The 16,598-nt window shown below is 48.4% G+C and carries 14 protein-coding genes and 1 other annotated feature; all 14 genes read right to left on the reverse strand.

What is annotated here, in order from left to right:
* Positions 1-663 carry a septum site-determining protein MinC gene (minC, locus tag G3352_RS26160; protein ID WP_099858127.1) on the reverse strand — a complete coding sequence of 221 codons (663 nt, stop codon included), beginning with the start codon at positions 661-663 and terminating at the stop codon, positions 1-3.
* A gap of 73 nt (positions 664-736) precedes the next feature.
* A complete protein-coding gene (locus tag G3352_RS26165; protein ID WP_163761099.1) occupies positions 737-1,270 on the reverse strand; it encodes a rod shape-determining protein MreD in 534 nt (177 codons plus the stop codon).
* On the reverse strand, positions 1,270-2,142 hold the full coding sequence (gene mreC / locus G3352_RS26170; protein ID WP_163761100.1) for a rod shape-determining protein MreC: 873 nt from the start codon (positions 2,140-2,142) through the stop codon (positions 1,270-1,272). Before mreC ends, G3352_RS26165 begins: the two co-directional genes overlap by 1 nt.
* A gap of 188 nt (positions 2,143-2,330) precedes the next feature.
* Positions 2,331-3,365 carry a rod shape-determining protein gene (locus G3352_RS26175; RefSeq protein WP_076290777.1) on the reverse strand — a complete coding sequence of 345 codons (1,035 nt, stop codon included), beginning with the start codon at positions 3,363-3,365 and terminating at the stop codon, positions 2,331-2,333.
* A 192-nt stretch (positions 3,366-3,557) separates the two neighbouring features.
* The gene (radC, locus tag G3352_RS26180) at positions 3,558-4,247 is read right to left on the reverse strand and encodes a RadC family protein (RefSeq protein ID WP_024633970.1); all 690 of its coding nucleotides are present in this window, start codon (positions 4,245-4,247) and stop codon (positions 3,558-3,560) included.
* A gap of 35 nt (positions 4,248-4,282) precedes the next feature.
* Entirely contained in the window at positions 4,283-4,894 is a 612-nt protein-coding gene (locus G3352_RS26185) for a Maf family protein (RefSeq protein ID WP_163761101.1), read from the reverse strand.
* A 92-nt stretch (positions 4,895-4,986) separates the two neighbouring features.
* Positions 4,987-5,229 (reverse strand): DUF4321 domain-containing protein, encoded by a 243-nt coding sequence (locus tag G3352_RS26190; protein ID WP_024633972.1) that lies wholly within the window; start codon positions 5,227-5,229, stop codon positions 4,987-4,989.
* 145 nt (positions 5,230-5,374) lie between these two features.
* Complete coding sequence (locus G3352_RS31635; protein WP_163761102.1) at positions 5,375-6,574, reverse strand: SPOR domain-containing protein; 1,200 nt, start codon at positions 6,572-6,574, stop codon at positions 5,375-5,377.
* A gap of 119 nt (positions 6,575-6,693) precedes the next feature.
* Positions 6,694-8,013 (reverse strand): UDP-N-acetylmuramate--L-alanine ligase, encoded by a 1,320-nt coding sequence (gene murC / locus G3352_RS26200; RefSeq protein ID WP_240343237.1) that lies wholly within the window; start codon positions 8,011-8,013, stop codon positions 6,694-6,696.
* A 56-nt stretch (positions 8,014-8,069) separates the two neighbouring features.
* Positions 8,070-9,446 carry a bifunctional folylpolyglutamate synthase/dihydrofolate synthase gene (locus G3352_RS26205; RefSeq protein ID WP_163761104.1) on the reverse strand — a complete coding sequence of 459 codons (1,377 nt, stop codon included), beginning with the start codon at positions 9,444-9,446 and terminating at the stop codon, positions 8,070-8,072.
* 77 nt (positions 9,447-9,523) lie between these two features.
* The gene (locus G3352_RS26210; protein ID WP_163761105.1) at positions 9,524-12,190 is read right to left on the reverse strand and encodes a valine--tRNA ligase; all 2,667 of its coding nucleotides are present in this window, start codon (positions 12,188-12,190) and stop codon (positions 9,524-9,526) included.
* 58 nt (positions 12,191-12,248) lie between these two features.
* Positions 12,249-12,528, reverse strand: a binding site (T-box leader).
* A 157-nt stretch (positions 12,529-12,685) separates the two neighbouring features.
* The gene (locus tag G3352_RS26215; protein WP_163761106.1) at positions 12,686-14,161 is read right to left on the reverse strand and encodes a LysM peptidoglycan-binding domain-containing protein; all 1,476 of its coding nucleotides are present in this window, start codon (positions 14,159-14,161) and stop codon (positions 12,686-12,688) included.
* Between the two features lie 135 nt (positions 14,162-14,296).
* Positions 14,297-15,205, reverse strand: a complete 909-nt coding sequence (locus G3352_RS26220) for an RluA family pseudouridine synthase (protein WP_163761107.1) — start codon at positions 15,203-15,205, stop codon at positions 14,297-14,299.
* Entirely contained in the window at positions 15,202-16,506 is a 1,305-nt protein-coding gene (gene hemL / locus G3352_RS26225) for a glutamate-1-semialdehyde 2,1-aminomutase (protein WP_076290785.1), read from the reverse strand. The genes G3352_RS26220 and hemL overlap by 4 nt, the downstream gene beginning before the upstream one ends.
* Positions 16,507-16,598: the final 92 nt, after the last annotated feature.

Consider the following 16,598-nt stretch of genomic DNA (forward strand, 5'->3'; position numbering starts at 1 on the left):
CTACACTCCTTTAAACACATTAAAATCTCGGCGCAACCGAACGATATTGCTCATCTTGTCGATCTGCATCTGATTGTCCTGTAAATAAGCAAATTCCATACCGGTCTCTCGGCTCTCCCACTCATCGGGAGGACGGCTGATGATGTCAGCGATCCGCAGCTGCGTTGGTGCAAACACCGAAGCTGCAATGATCGAGTCTTCGTCCCCACCAATTCCAGCGTGAGCCATGCCTCTGAGTGAACCCAAAACATATATATCTCCGGTACACGTTACTGTGCCCCCCGGATTGATATCACCAAGAAACAGTAGATTACCTTCATGATGAAGCACCTGACCCGAACGTACCATACCACACATGGTTACAATCGGCGGCGGCCCTTTAACCTCTGGTTTAAGGGCCGGTGAGTCTATGGAACGAATGAGCAAATTCCCTTTTTGTTTCAATATATCAAGAATTGCTTCTTTCTGGTCCTCCGTCACTTCCCGGTTGCCCAGTTTGATATCCACATGAACTATCGGTCCGGTCAAAATATTTTGATGGCTGTGTTCCAGCTTATAGCGGAGCTCGTAGAGCAATTCCTCGAATTCACATTGATCGTCCAACAGGAAAACCAGGCCGTCTCGGATGCCTTTAATCGTTACGTGATTCGATTTTACCGTCATAAGCCTGTCCCTCCCATCTCATTACATTTCGTGCCCGGGTCCCCAAGTTCCTGCTTCTCACTCCATAAATGTATCAAGAAGCTTCTTGTGCTTTGCTCTTTCTCTTACCAATCCGCTCCAGTTGTTTCCGAAGAGGAACATAAATCATCAGCGCGAACACAAAATGAATGAACAAATTGGGAATCATGTATTCAAGCAGTGCCCAGTCAAATGTCACATGATTGAGTTGGAAGAGCTTGTACAGAAAGAATAACATGGTGTCATTCAGCAGACTTCCCAAAAGGACGACGGAAACCATAACCGGCAGTGGTGCGCGTGGCGCTTGAAAAATAAGTCCCATCATATATGCCGATAATCCCATCGAGAATCCGTATGGTCCAATCATTTCGCCGTAAAATACGACATCGTGTAAGAGTCCAAATAATATGCCAAGCACCAACGCAGTGTGCCGATGATGATATACAGCAATAAACAAAATCACGATATAGACCAGGTTGGCAGAAATACGCATTTGCCAGGCCGAAGGAATGAGCAGCGGAAGGATCGTTCCTTCAACAATGAACAAAACGAACAGTAACAGGAATAAGACTTGCTTGCGCGTTATCATTATTCTTTTACCTCAGGAGGGATGATGACAATCAGCTCTTTCCAGTCCAGAAAGCTTGCATATGGCTTAATTGTAGCTGTTTGTGTTAAACCATATTCACTTTTCTCAACACTCTTCACTTCTCCGATACGCATGTACTTTGGAAAATTGTTGATAATCCCGGAGGAGATGATTTCATCACCCTTTTTGATATCTGAATCTTCCGAGATCTTGGTCATTTTGAGCATGCCGGTCTTTGGATCATAACTCTCAATCATACCAAACACTTTTTCTTTACCAACCGCTGTAGCTGCAATGGCATTGGAAGTAGGATCATTCGCGTCCATGGATGTTAACAGATTAACGGTTGACGTGTATGAACTGACATGACTGACAACCCCAACCAGCCCCTCTTGCGAAGTAACAGCCATTCCAGCCTTAATTCCCGCATTTTCACCAATGTCGATATTAATCGTTCTGCTGTTAGGGTCAGAGTTAGCACTGATGACCTGAGCAATTCGTGAACCGTAGTTATACCGATTCTTTTGTTCTTCGGTAAAATTGAGGGCTTTCTGGAGCTGTTCATTCACCTGCTCCATATCATTGTATTTCAGCCGATCCCGGGTATAGTGACCCATCGCAATACGAAGCTCTTCATTTTCTTGATATACCGTACGCATGTTCGCCAAATCTTTGAAAAAGCCCGCTACAGAAGAAGCGGGCTTGTAAAATACGTATTGTACAAATCCGACTGAATCCTTCAGGAATTTCTCCGGCCAGGATAGAGCGGTTCGCGGACCGAGCGTAAAGCCCATTAACGCGATAAATGTAACAAGGCCCACCAGCAAAACAAAAAGTCTTTTGTTACCCAGCAGTTTAAACAGTTCGACCACCCTCTAACATCCATTATTCTCTTCCGAGCCATGCCCGGCGGGGAGACTGTCAGACTTATAGTCCCATCGAGAATATCATCCGATTCTCCCCGGGTATGCGGGTAATAGCTCTCCCGGGGTTAACCGGGTCCTCTTCGTTGATATCATGCCCCTTGGTCGATAAACGAGCCAAGCATAGCATATATCAATTAACGTTTGGAACGAACTGCCGAACTGCTTCTGCTCTTGAACAAATGAATATTCTCAAGCGCTTTACCTGTTCCGATTGCAACGCAATCGAGCGGGTTCTCTGCTACGATAACAGGCATTCCTGTCTCACCAGCAAGCAGCTTGTCCAGATTCCGAAGCAATGCGCCGCCACCTGTGAGAACAATACCACGGTCCATAATATCTGCTGCCAGCTCAGGAGGACATTTCTCCAAGGTTACTTTTACAGCTTCAACAATGGCATTCACCGTATCCGCCAGCGCTTCGCTGATTTCATCCGAAGTAATCGTAATCGTCTTCGGCAGGCCTGTAACGAGGTCGCGTCCGCGAATTTCCATTGTTTCCACTTGCTCAAGCGGCATAGCTGATCCAATATCCATCTTCAACTGCTCCGATGTACGTTCACCGATCATCAGATTATACTGGCGTTTAATGTATTGAATCACGGATTCATCCATCTCGTCACCCGCTACACGAACCGAACGGCTTGTTACAATACCGCCAAGAGAGATGACAGCCACTTCCGTTGTACCGCCACCAATATCGACAACCATACTACCCGTTGGTTCCCATACAGGCAGATCTGCACCAATGGCAGCTGCAAAAGGCTCTTCAATCGTATAGGCTTCACGTGCTCCAGCCTGTTTGGTTGCATCTTCAACCGCGCGTTGTTCTACTGCAGTAATCCCGGATGGTACACATACCATCACGTTAGGATGACGTTGGAACATGGAGCGTTGTTTCTGCGCCTCACGGATGAAATATTTGATCATCGTTGCCGTTGTATCGAAATCGGCAATAACGCCATCTTTCATTGGACGAATGGCACGAATGTTACCTGGTGTACGTCCAATCATTTTTTTGGCGGATTCACCTACTGCCTCGATGCTTTTTGTATCTGTCCGTATAGCGACAACCGAAGGTTCCCGCACCACAATTCCTTTTCCACGTACATAAACCAGCGTATTCGCTGTCCCCAAATCAATACCCAAATCTTTCGTAAAACCACCAAACATGACGTAATCTCCTTTTCTGCCTCATATAGCCGCCCAGTGAATCAAGAGCGTTTCATTTTCATTCCCACCATAGTGGTGGAGCTAATATTCGCATTTGTTTTGTGTTGCATTGTTTTGCATTAGTAAGTGAACCTATCTTCTACGGACAACGCCGTCAACATTCATAGGAAAACATCAACGCCAACCATTATATTATACTAAGCCCTTCTCCTTCAAACTTACGTACGTTCCATCTCCGATAATAATGTGATCCAGCACGTCTATGCCAACAATTGCACCGGCCTCGATCAGTCTTTTGGTTATTTGGATGTCCTCTGGACTAGGCGTAGGATCACCACTGGGATGGTTGTGTGCGCACACAATAGAGGCGCTGCTGCATTTGATGGCAGCCCGGAACACTTCACGCGGATGAACAATCGAAGCGTTAAGGCTACCCATGGAGAGTGTTTCCTGGGCAATAATGTGGTTTTTGCTATTTAGGAAAAGACACACAAAGTGTTCTTTCTGCAAGTAACGCAATTGTTCAGTAAGGATGTCGGCCGCATCACGAGGGGTACGAATTGAAGTTGACTGTGTAAGTCTGCTCTTCGCAATTCGATGACCAAGCTCAATGCTGGCTTTCAGCTGTACAGCCTTGGCCATGCCGATTCCCTTCATTGCAGTCAATTCTTCCAGGCTCAAATCCATCAACGAGCGAATTCCACCCGCTTCGGTCAGAATCCGCTGTGCCATATGCACTGCGGATTCCTGTCTTGTACCTGTTCGAAGTAAGATCGCCAGCAATTCAGCATGGCTTAAGGCGCCCGCCCCGTATTCCATCATGCGTTCTCTCGGGCGTTCTTCCTGGGGGATGTCGCGCATCATATATTGAGGCGACTCCATATGTTCCCTCTTTTCAGATCGTCAATTGCGGAATTTCATGTACGTGGCAGTACATGTACGCCGAATCCATCCAGCATATCGCTAAGCAAAGACAATGGTAAGCCCACCACATTGAAATAACATCCTTCAACACGTTCTACCAATGAAGCACCAATGCCCTGAATGGCATATGATCCTGCCTTGTCCGAAGGCTCTCCAGTCTGAACATACGCACGAATCGTAGCTTCAGATAGTTCCTTCATCGTTACATCAGTCTGCCGATACTGAACCATGGATTGTCCATTACTTGCATCGATACAAGCTACTCCCGTGAAAACACGGTGTACACGCCCCTGTAGACGAGATAACATTCGTTCAGCTTCCGCTTCGTCTACGGGTTTACCAAGAATATCACCGTCCAGAACGACAACAGTGTCACTACCAACGATAACAGCATCCTGTTCACGGCCTTCCAGCCCGCGATAAACGGCAAGCGCCTTACGCATCGCAAGCTCCTGTACCGTCTGTTCAGGAGTCCATTCCGGGGGTGTATCTTCATCAGCGTGACTTGGTATTACTTCAAAAGCTAGATGGAGTGATGCGATCAGTTCTTTACGCCGCGGCGAGGTGGAAGCCAGAATAATGCGACGCTGTTGTGTTTTATCCAAAATAACCGGCCCCTTATGCTACGGCGACATCCTGTCGGATCACGCTAGTAGATATCATTTTTTTAGTTTCTTCGTCAAAATTCGTCATTCTCCTATAACCTGCGATACAGCCATACAGCAGCGATAATACCGATCAGACTAAGGAGGCTCATTTGAAATTGAAGTGAAATATCATAACTGATAATATCCAGATCAGCCTGCGGCGACCAACGAATGGTCGTGGCTTTCGTTAGAAAGGCAACGGCCTTTACAGGCTGCAGTGCCTTGGCGATCCACGCACCGGCCAGCCAGCCGAGCAGCAGAAACAGCAATAACATGCCGAAGTTTTTTTTCATCGGTGATCTTCCCTCGCCATTTTTTGACACCCACATTATTATACGGGGTTTTGTACGTCAATACAAACACAAATCCGGCAAGGGGAACTATTTCCAGTTCCTTGCCGGATAGGTATTTCAAGGCCGTGTTATGGGAAAGCGGTGATTACTGTTTTATCGCTTCAAGCCATTTTTTTTGCTGTAATACATATTCCATCAGATCGGACTGTACAGACCACATATGCACATTAGCCGGATTTTTGTTGTATTCAGTAATTGCCGTTACCGCACTGGTCATCGATTTTTCCATCGCGGATACATAGGGTTGTACGTCTGCACTCAGACCTGGTGCAATACTTTTCATACCGGTCAGCCAGAGCTCATGCTGGTTCTGTAATGAGGTCATCGTTTCGTTTGATACGGCTTCAGGAACAGACTGACCAAGTTGCTGGATCGAAAGGGTAGACAGCTGTTCAACCAAAGCCGACCCACTTGCGAAGAAATGCTGCACATCCTCTGCTTTTCCGCCGAATACTGCCGGGTTCACTTCAGGATTGACGATTTCCTTGACGTACAGCTCCACACCTTCGGCCTTAAGCCTTGAGCTGAGCAGCTTGGCCTCTTCACGGTCAGCCGAAATGCCTGCATATACCCGATTACCATCCTCCGGATCGGAGCCTGCCGCAATGCCTGCCTGGGACAGTTCCACCTTCGCCTGTTCAGCGCGTTCAGGAGAACTGAATACACCATATTGCAGTGCATAATAGCTGCCGCCTGTAGTTGTTGCCTGGAGCTGCTGTTCCGAACCTGCCACCCCCTGCTGACCTGTTACGGCCGATACCGCCTGATTGGCGGGGATTTTGCTCCCAGGATCTACAGCCCCTTCCCGATTAAAAAAAGAAAGAATAACCATGCCGAAGAGGGCCCCGGTTACAAGTGCACCCGTTACTGAACCAATCATTTTCCAGCCCCTCGGGGGACGATTTCGCTTATAAGAGTAGTTTTCACTATTTGCAAGCCAATCATGACCTCCATAATTCTCATCCGACCTGTTCTCGTCCTCATCTCCCGGATACGCAGTTAGATGATCATAACTGTATCCGGGCTCATCGAGTTTCGAATCCTTGTCCGTTCTTTGGTAAGGTTCAGGTACAGTGGAGCCTGTCAGCATCGTCTCTCCCCAGTCACCGGGAATATCCTCTGGTGTCCATGAAGGCGTTGTATTCAACTGCGTTGGTGTTGGCGTTGGACTGTGCGGAATTTCTTCACTCAAAACTGCAAATGTGCTGGATGTGGACATCCCCTTGTTTTCAGGCTTGTCCGACTCGTTATCCCCAAAGCGAAACGTCATTCTAGCATTGCTCACCCCGTACCCTCTCCTTTGTCCCATTTATAACAGCTATATGCGGAGAGAGTCTGAAACATTCCATTTCATGCAAAAAACCGCCTGCTTCGCAATGAAGTCAGACGGTTTTACCATCGTAATTATTTCAACCCTTTGGCAAGTGTATCGCCAACTTTCCAGATATCACCTGCACCCATCGTGAGCACAAGATCGCCTGGCTGAAGACGGTTCTGCAAATCTGCAACAACTTCTTCCTTTGTCGGAAGATAACGTGCAGAAGCATTACTGTTTTGAACGATGAGTTCAACCAGTCTAGCCGAGTGAACACCTTCAATCTGTTTTTCACCCGCAGGGGAATAGATATCGGTAATGAGAACCTCATCCGCTTCTGCAAAGGCACGACTGAACGCATCAAGCAGGAAGAACGTACGTGTGTAACGCTGAGGCTGGAATACCGCAATAATACGTTTCCCCGTTGCTTTGGCCGCACTGATTGTAGCCTCAATTTCAGTCGGGTGATGAGCATAGTCATCAATAATCAACATATCACGCGCTTCACCCAGCACCTGGAATCTGCGTTTCGCTCCATGGAACTGGATAATGGCGGCTGTAATTTTCTCAAAGGGAATACCTGCTTCCAAACAGGTAATAACCGTAGCCATTGCATTATAAACGTTATGTTTACCTGGAACTGACAACTCCACCGTACCCAACACATTGCCCTGATGGCTCATCGTGAAGGAAATTCGGCGGTCGCCAAGCACGATATCTGTTGCCGTATAATCAGCAGCATAATCAATGCCGTATGTGGTTACCCGTGATTTCAGATCAGGCAAAATGGCTTGAACATTCTCGTCGTCAGCACACACAATGGCCGTGCCTTCTGGACGAATCTGACTCAGGAACTGCACATAAGCCTTTTTGAGTTCCTCAAAATCACTGTTGTAGTTCTCAAGATGATCTGCTTCAATATTCGTTACAATACCGAGCCAAGGGTGATACTGCAAAAATGAACCGTCGCTCTCGTCTGCCTCGGCAACGACCCAGTCGCCTTGGCCTGCCTTCGCGTTGGTACCCACGTTCATGATTTCCCCGCCAATGATGTATGTCGGGTCTGTATCACATTTATCCATAACAAGTGCAATCATGGATGACGTGGTTGTTTTGCCATGAGCCCCGGCTACAGCCACACCTTTGCGCTCGTTCAGCAAACGTGCGAGCATCTGGGCGCGATGCAAAATCGGGATGTTCAGCTTTTCAGCTGCCACCCGTTCCACATTATCAGCTGGAGCTGCCGTAGAGTAGACAACCAGGTCTGCCCCATTTACGTGCTCTGCCGTATGTCCGATATATATTTTCGCTCCCTTGGCTGCCAGCTTCTCGGTCAACTCCTGTGAAGCGACATCCGATCCGGTAACGGTGTATCCCATCTCAAGCATAACTCTCGCGATGGCACTCATGCCATATCCGCCAATCCCTATAAAATGAACGTGTTCCGATGTATTTAACAAAACTTTCACCAACCTTTTTCAGAATCGGTTTGATGCAAAAGGGCTGCCCGCACATCTGCAATCAGGTACAATGTGCCGGACACCACCCCCAGATCTTCCGCTTCCGTCCGTGACTTCAATAGATCAAGTGCCTTTGCCCATTCGGGCTCGACGATGATTTCCAGCTCCGGTTTCGCAATGGCGGGACGTACCCGTTCGACGATCTGCAGCAATTCGGCTGCATCCATTTTGCGTCGGAAATCTGGCTCGGTCAGGATCAGCGTATCCACTAGTGGCAGTATATGCTGCAAATACGCTTCGTGATGCTTATTCGCCAGCATGCCCATCATCAAATTTAACTTTTTGTGAGGATATACTTCGATAATGCTCTTGGCCAGTGATTCGGCCCCCTCCGGATTATGCGCACCATCCAGAACAACGCGGGGCTGATCAACCACTTTCTCGAACCGTCCTGCCCAGAAGGCATGTTCCAGTCCAAGTGCAATATCTTCATCATCCAGCATAAATGCCATGTATTGGCGAAGCAACTCCAGTACCATAACTGCGCCCGCTGCATTGTCGCATTGATGTACGCCCTGCATGCGAATACGAGCATCCAGATCACGGAACGGTCCTGTAAAGTGAAAAGATTGTCCGTTCTCATCACTGTCCAGTCTATGATAGGAGAAACGATCTCCCGCCAGATACACGGTTGAACGCAGCCGCTCTGCCGTCTCCTGGATCACCTTCACAGCCTCTGGCTGCGTGGCACAGGTAACAACGGGTACCCCCGCCTTAATAATGCCTGCTTTCTCTCCAGCAATCGCCTCAATCGTATCTCCCAGTACATCCGTATGGTCCATACCGATATTAGTAATGACCGATACCACGGGTGTAACAATATTCGTTACGTCCATCCTTCCCCCGAGCCCTGTCTCCCATACCACAATGTCCGGGTAGCACTCTTCCGCATAATACAGAAGGGCGATTGCTGTAGATACTTCAAACATCGTAGGTGATCCAAGGGGAGTTGAAGCCATCTCTTGAACCAATGGATACAGGCGGTTTGAAAGTTTGAGCAACGTTTCTTCCGGGATATCCTCACCGTTGTACTGAAAACGGTTTGTGAATTTGGTGATATAAGGGGATGTAAACGTTCCAACATCATATCCCGCCTGAAGAAGCACTGACGTCAAAAAAGCGCAAGTCGAACCTTTGCCGTTCGTTCCCGCGACATGAATAAATTTGAGACGCTGGTGAGGATTGCCCAGCAATGACATCAATCCCTCGATTCGTTCCAATCCAGGTCGGATGCCAAAAGGAATAAGGCCATTGATCCAGTTCACGGCCTCGTCATAGGTAAGTAAAGGAGATGCTATTTCTGTCCCGTTAAGTTCCGTCATATGATTCACCTTTGGTTTGAGTTTGGTTGAAAAAAGCGGCCGGATGGCGCAGAAGCACTCCATCCGACCCGAATATATTAACCTTTCAGTTCCTTGATTCGTGCAATCACCTTATCCCGTTTATCGGAATAATCCGCTTGCTTGGCGCGCTCTTCTTCAATAACCTTGGCAGGAGCCTTGGCAACAAAGCCTTCGTTCGCCAACTTTTTCTCCACACGAAGTACTTCGCCCTCAAGGTTCTGCAACTCTTTCTCCAGACGAGCCACTTCCTGATCAATATCAATAAGACCCGCCAGCGGCAAGTACAGCTCAGCCCCAGTAATGACAGCAGTCATTGCTTTATCCGGTGAGCTTAGATCCAGGCCGCTGTCGAACTCGGACGTATTACAGAAACGTTTGATGTAATGGCTGTTGCGTTCAATGATGCTGGATGTCTCTGTGTTGTTCGCTTTCACCATCAATTCGATTTTCTTGCTCATTGGTACGTTTACTTCTGCACGGATGTTTCGCACTGCACGAATGGTATCCATAAGCAGGTTCATCTCGGCAACCGCTTCTGGGTTCTCCAACGCAGGGTCATACACCGGCCAGGAAGCCAACGTAATCGTCTCGCCTTCATGCGGCAGATGCTGCCAGATCTCTTCCGAAATGTACGGCATGAACGGATGAATCAGGCGCATAGTCTGATCCAGCACATAAGCAAGCACCGATTGTGTTTTCTTCTTGGCAACCGGATCTTCTCCATAGAAGGACAACTTCGCAAATTCAATATACCAGTCACACAGGTCATCCCAAATAAAGTTATACAGCAAACGGCCTGTTTCTCCAAATTCATATGCTTCGATTAGACGCGTAATATCACGAGAAGTTTCGTTCAGGCGGTGCAAAATCCAGTAATCCGCTGTTCCAAGGTCTCCACTAATATCACGATCTTCATAGGTGAACCCTTCCAGATTCATCAAAGCGAAGCGCGATGCATTCCAGATTTTATTGGCAAAGTTACGAGCCTGTTCAACCCGCTCCCAGCGGAAACGGAGATCCTGACCCGGAGTGCTGCTTGTAGAGATCATGTAACGCATTGCATCCGCACCATATTTCTCAATCACATCCAACGGATCAACACCATTGCCTAGCGATTTGGACATCTTGCGTCCGTCTGCATCACGAACAAGACCGTGCATCAGCACATCCTTGAACGGAACCTCTTCCGTGAACTCCAGAGCGGTAAAGATCATACGCGCCACCCAGAAATAAATAATGTCATACCCTGTTACGAGTACACTTGTCGGGTAATAACGTTTCAGATCTTCCGTGTCTTCCGGCCAGCCTAATGTAGAGAATGGCCATAATGCGGAGCTGAACCATGTATCCAGAACGTCTTCATCCTGTCTCAGCTTGCGTCCAGCGTATTCTGGCAATGTTGTCGGATCTTCAGCAGATACAATAACTTCTCCAGTCTCCTCGTCGTACCAGGCAGGAATACGATGACCCCACCACAATTGACGAGAGATACACCAGTCACGAACATTCTCAATCCAGTTCAGATACGTTTTCTCAAAACGATCCGGAACAAAATGAACGCCTTTACCGCTTTGTTGCTTCTCAATCGCTTTCTCCGCGAGTGGCTTCATCTCAACAAACCACTGTGTCGACAAATACGGTTCAACAACAGCTCCTGTACGTTCGCTGTGTCCAACCTGATGCGTATGATCCTCGATGTTGATCAATACGCCCTGTTCTTGCAGGTCGGCAACAATCTGCTTACGGCAGTCGCTGCGATCCAGTCCCTGATATTTGCCTGCTTCGGCATTCATCGTACCCGTCTCATCCATCACCGTAATCTGTGGCAGATCATGACGAAGGCCCACTTCGAAGTCATTCGGATCATGAGCAGGCGTAATTTTCACGGCCCCGCTTCCGAAATCTTTATCAACATACTCATCTGCAATAACCGGAATTTCGCGTCCGATAATAGGCAGAACAAGCACCTTGCCAATCATATCTGCGTAACGCTCATCCTTCGGATGAACAGCAACTGCCGTATCTCCCAGCATCGTTTCCGGGCGAGTTGTCGCTACTGTAACATACCCACTTCCGTCTTTGAGCGGATAACGCAGATGGTACAAGTGACCCTGAACTTCTTTATATTCAACCTCGATGTCGGACAGTGCAGTCCGGTTCACCGGGTCCCAGTTAATAATTCGTTTGCCTCGATAAATGAGGCCTTTTTCATACAGTTGAACAAACACTTTACGTACAGCCTGGGATAGACCTTCGTCCAGTGTAAAACGTTCACGCGAGTAATCGAGCGACAAGCCCATTTTGCCCCATTGCTGACGAATGGTTGTTGCATATTGCTCTTTCCAGTCCCATACCTTCTCCAAGAACTTTTCGCGTCCCAGATCATAACGAGTCTGACCTTCTTCACGCAATTTCTGCTCTACTTTGGTTTGGGTAGCAATACCTGCATGGTCAGAACCCGGTAGCCACAGTGCATCATAGCCCTGCATCCGCTTAGTACGAATCAGAATATCCTGCAGTGTGAAGTCGAGCGCATGCCCGATATGGAGCATTCCGGTTACGTTCGGGGGGGGGATTACAATCGTATAGGGTTCAGCATCTTTACGCTGGCCAGCCTTAAAATATCCATTTTCCATCCACGTGGAATACCATTTTTGCTCCGCAGCTTTCGGATCATATGTGGTTGGCATTTCTGTTGCAGCTGAATTTTTTTGTTCAGACATGTGTCATTCCTCCGTTACTTATTCATCATCGCCAAAAAACAAAAAAACCTTTCATCCATCAAAGGACGAAAGGTTAGCTTTCGCGGTACCACCTTTGTTTCACGCAGATAGAAAGACAGACTACCCCTTCTGTACTTACGTGACACTTCAAGCAGATAACGGCTGCGACCGGCCCATCCTACCTTAGGAATGAATGATACTAAAGTTACTCATCCCTTGTATTCAAACAGGCAACTCCCGGGCGACTTCGATCAGTTGGTTCCTACGGAATTTCCCAGCGCTACAATTCCGCTCTCTGAAAGGTCATACTGTCTACTACTCCCGATCCATGTTGTTCTTCAAAAAACCTAAACACATCATACCCTGCCCGTGCCCGATAGTCAACCTGACAACAGCGGAAAAAGCGCGCTGCAATGCAGGTTAAGGGCAGACAAAGCAAAAACCCGCCATCCTCAAGGGATCACGGGTCGAAATGGTCATTAAACCTACCACAGATTAAGGAATATATAGAATCTGTCCTTCTTCCACAACCTGTTCAGATAATCGGTTATACAACTGGAGCTCTCGGGTACTTAACTGATATCGGTCTGCAATGGTATCGAGCGTCTCTTCACGCTGTACAATGCATAACTTTACTTTACGGAACGGGGTCTGATCGACAATGGTGCCCAGAAACAGGTTCTTCCACTCGACATCATCAGGCTGATATGCTTCTTCCTGCTGGACTCCAGCAAGTGCCTCTTGCTCTCGTTCTGCCTCCGCCTCCCGTGTTACTCTGCCAGAGGATAACAGGGAGGAGATGCCTACGCCCTCTTCCTGTTTGGGTGCAGATTCTCTCTTGCTGCCAAAAGCAACCTTAAGCTCCGGCTTGTCTTCCGTCTCAGCCACAGGTTCAGGGATAAACGATTCTTTTTCAGCGGGCTCATTCGTCTCTACCGCTTCAAGAGGAGGTCTGTCATCCTCCGAAATTTCCGGTTCAGACGCTGCAAAGACATCCTGCCAGTTCTCTGACTGCGAACCTGCCGGAATATCTGCAACTGCGTGCTCCTCCTGCTTTGGTTCAGATCGGGCAGATTCAAAATGCCATACGTCCGGTGCTGCCTGTTCATCCGAATGCTGCAGTTCCAGTTTGGAATCGGCCTGCTCCGAATTCCTTAAGTTCGTATGTAAGGTCTCGACGGAAGGCTCGGACCAGACAGACGGCTCTTCAGCCAGAGGAAGCAAAGGCTCAGATTCAGGATAAGAAGCCAACCTGTCGGCTGTCTCCGCCAAAAAAGACGAAACTGGAGAAGGCGTATCGGACAACAAATTCGCTTGCGCTTCATCCTCCTTGTCCCTCAAGGACGAGGACTCTTCGTTTTCAGCTACTATTTTGCTTTGCTCCGCGTTCCCATCCCCTTGCTGCCAGGACTGAAACTGTTCGGTAGAAGCTTGAAATAGATGTTCCTGCTGCAGCTCCTCTTCGCTCCGTTGAAGCAGATACTCCTGAGCAAAAGCATTGGGGTAGCTGCCTGTCTGCTCTGTTTCAGCGGAACGGTCGCCCTGCTGAGGGTCGGGCGAATGAACAACGGTAAACTCATCTGCTGACCAGACCTGCGGTTCCTCCACCGGAAAGCCCTCAATACCGCGAAGTGACAATACCCCTGTAATGTTTAGACTTCGGTTGGATAACAAATCGACATCAAAATTTTCGATCTCAATGGAAATATCCTCAAGCGATCTTACCCGGTTCAGGGGTACCGTGATCTCCACCGGAATAAAATGTTTGAGTTCCTCCGAGATCTCGTTCTCTCCCCGATACGCACCTGTTAGCAAAAGATGGCCTCGCAATGTTGCATGATCATCCTGACCTATCACCTGAATGCGGGGATATAACTCAATTTCCTCCAGTTCCTCAATTGCAGGGACTCCCTCTGACAAATGAACGCGCTCATAAATATCGAACCGCAAACCATAAGGTTGATTCAACAAAGGTGGCGTCCTCCTTTCGGCATATGTTCACCATGATCCTTCTCATGGGACTGATCCATGGTCCAAATCCTTCGTTACCCATCTATATGCCTTGAATGAGATGAGCATGCCACCTTTTATGCAAACCTTCCCAGTTTATTGGTCCTTGCCTTCCCGTTGGGCCAGTTGTTCGAAATCCTGCGGCCAAGGGTCTGCCACTTCAATTCGTGCCCCAGTCAGTGGATGACCAAAACTCAGTGTCTCACCATGGAGTGCCTGCCGACCAATAGAATCCCTTCTGCCTCTATATAACTCATCTCCGACGAGGGGATGGCCTGCATAACTTAAATGCACCCGAATCTGGTGTGTGCGCCCTGTATCCAGTGTCAGCCGGACAAGGGTCGCCCTATCCCACACCTCCACGATCTCCACGTGAGTTACAGCGTCCTGCCCACCTTCAGAGACACGTCTGCGTTGCTTGTGATGCCTGTCCTTCCCAATCGGAGCATCAATCGTATTCAGCTCCGTGGATATCTTACCGCCTGCAATGGCGACATAATGGCGTCCAATGTCTTTACGCCGCATGGCTTCATCCAGTTTGGTGAGAGCAAAAGCATTTTTGGCATATAAAACAGGCCCAGTTGTGTCCTCATCCAGACGGTGAACATGGCGTACATTCGCCTGAATCCCATTCATTTCGTAATAGGAGGCCACCGCGTGATCCAGCGTAATTGCTTGATCTGCCCGGCTTCCATCGGGATGAAGCTTCATTCCGGCCGGTTTGTGCACAACCAGACAGAAGTCATCTTCATACAGAACATCGATATCCGCCCAACGCGGTTCAACATCGATCGGCTGAGACGCAAAAAGGGCCAGCCGAAGCCGGTCCCCTGCGAGTTGTATGCCTTGGTTCGTCTTTAGCTGACGCAACATTTTCTCTGGTAACTGAAGCTCAGACAAGAGCCATTGCTCTGCAGCCGTTTGCCTGTCTGAACTGCCTGTCACCGCTTTGCCTGGCATTAGCTCAAGCCATTCCCCACGGCGTTTCCAACTTTTAATGGTCATAATGATTGAAGAGCCTTACGGTTCGCCTCAATCGTATCGTCAATATCCTGCTCGGTATGCACGCCAGAGACAAACATGCCTTCGTATTGGGAAGGTGCGACACTTACACCCTGATCAATCATGGCCGCAAAGTAACGACGGAATTGATCCAGATTGCTTTCTTTGGCAATATCATAATTCGTAACTGGAACTGCACTGAAAAATGGACATACCATCGAACCAACACGGTTAATTGTTATGGCTACGCCGGTCTCCGCTGCATTCTTTTCAAACCCAGCCTGCAAGCGTGCAGACAATGTCTCCAGACGATCATAGACCTCCGGTGTCAACAATTTGAGTGTGGTATAACCTGCTGCCATAGCCAGCGGATTACCGCTCAGTGTACCTGCTTGATAGATTGGTCCGGTCGGAGCAATCTGTTCCATCAGATCACGTCTGCCGCCATAAGCGCCGACCGGAAGCCCGCCACCGATTACTTTACCCAGACAAGTCAGGTCAGGTGTAACGCCATATCGTCCCTGTGCACAATTCAATCCTACACGGAAACCAGTCATGACTTCGTCAAAAATGAGCAAACTGCCGTATTGCGACGTCAAATTGCGTAGGCCTTCAAGAAAACCTGAAACGGGTGGCACAACTCCCATATTACCTGCAACAGGTTCCACAATGACAGCAGCCAGTTCTTCACCATAACGTTCAAAAGCAAGCTTCACGGACTCCAGGTCATTATATGGAACCGTAATCGTATTTATAGCCACACCTTCAGGAACACCCGGGCTGTCAGGCAGACCCAGTGTTGCTACACCAGATCCTGCTTTGATCAGCAAGCTATCGGCATGCCCATGGTATGATCCTTCAAACTTCAAAATTTTACTGCGTCCAGTTACACCACGTGCCAGCCGAATCGCACTCATGGTTGCTTCTGTACCGGAATTCACCATTCGTACGATATCGATCGAAGGCACACGCTCACAGACGAGTTTAGCCATCTCTGTCTCCAGCAGTGTTGGCGCACCAAAACTTGTTCCTTTAAGGGCTGTCTCCCGCAAAGCTTCTACAACGTCAGGATGCGCATGTCCCATAATAAGCGGACCCCAGGATCCCACATAATCAATAAAAACATTGCCATCTATATCATAAATTTTGGAGCCTTCGCCACGCTCTGCATAGATCGGTGTAAGCCCGACCGATTTGAACGCCCGAACGGGGCTGTTCACACCCCCAGGTATGTACTGCTTGGCTTCTTCAAATGCGCTGCGTGAGCGCTCATCATTACGACGAGTTCCTTGTTGTGCAGTCATGAACATCCTCCTTAGTGATGAGGCCCCCCAAACCTATTGGAGGAGGCCTTTTATATAATTTTGAAAAACGTTAATCCGTTTTGTTCATCCTA

This window comes from Paenibacillus sp. ALJ109b (genome assembly GCF_010747435.1).
GTDB classification, from domain to species: domain Bacteria; phylum Bacillota; class Bacilli; order Paenibacillales; family Paenibacillaceae; genus Paenibacillus; species Paenibacillus taichungensis.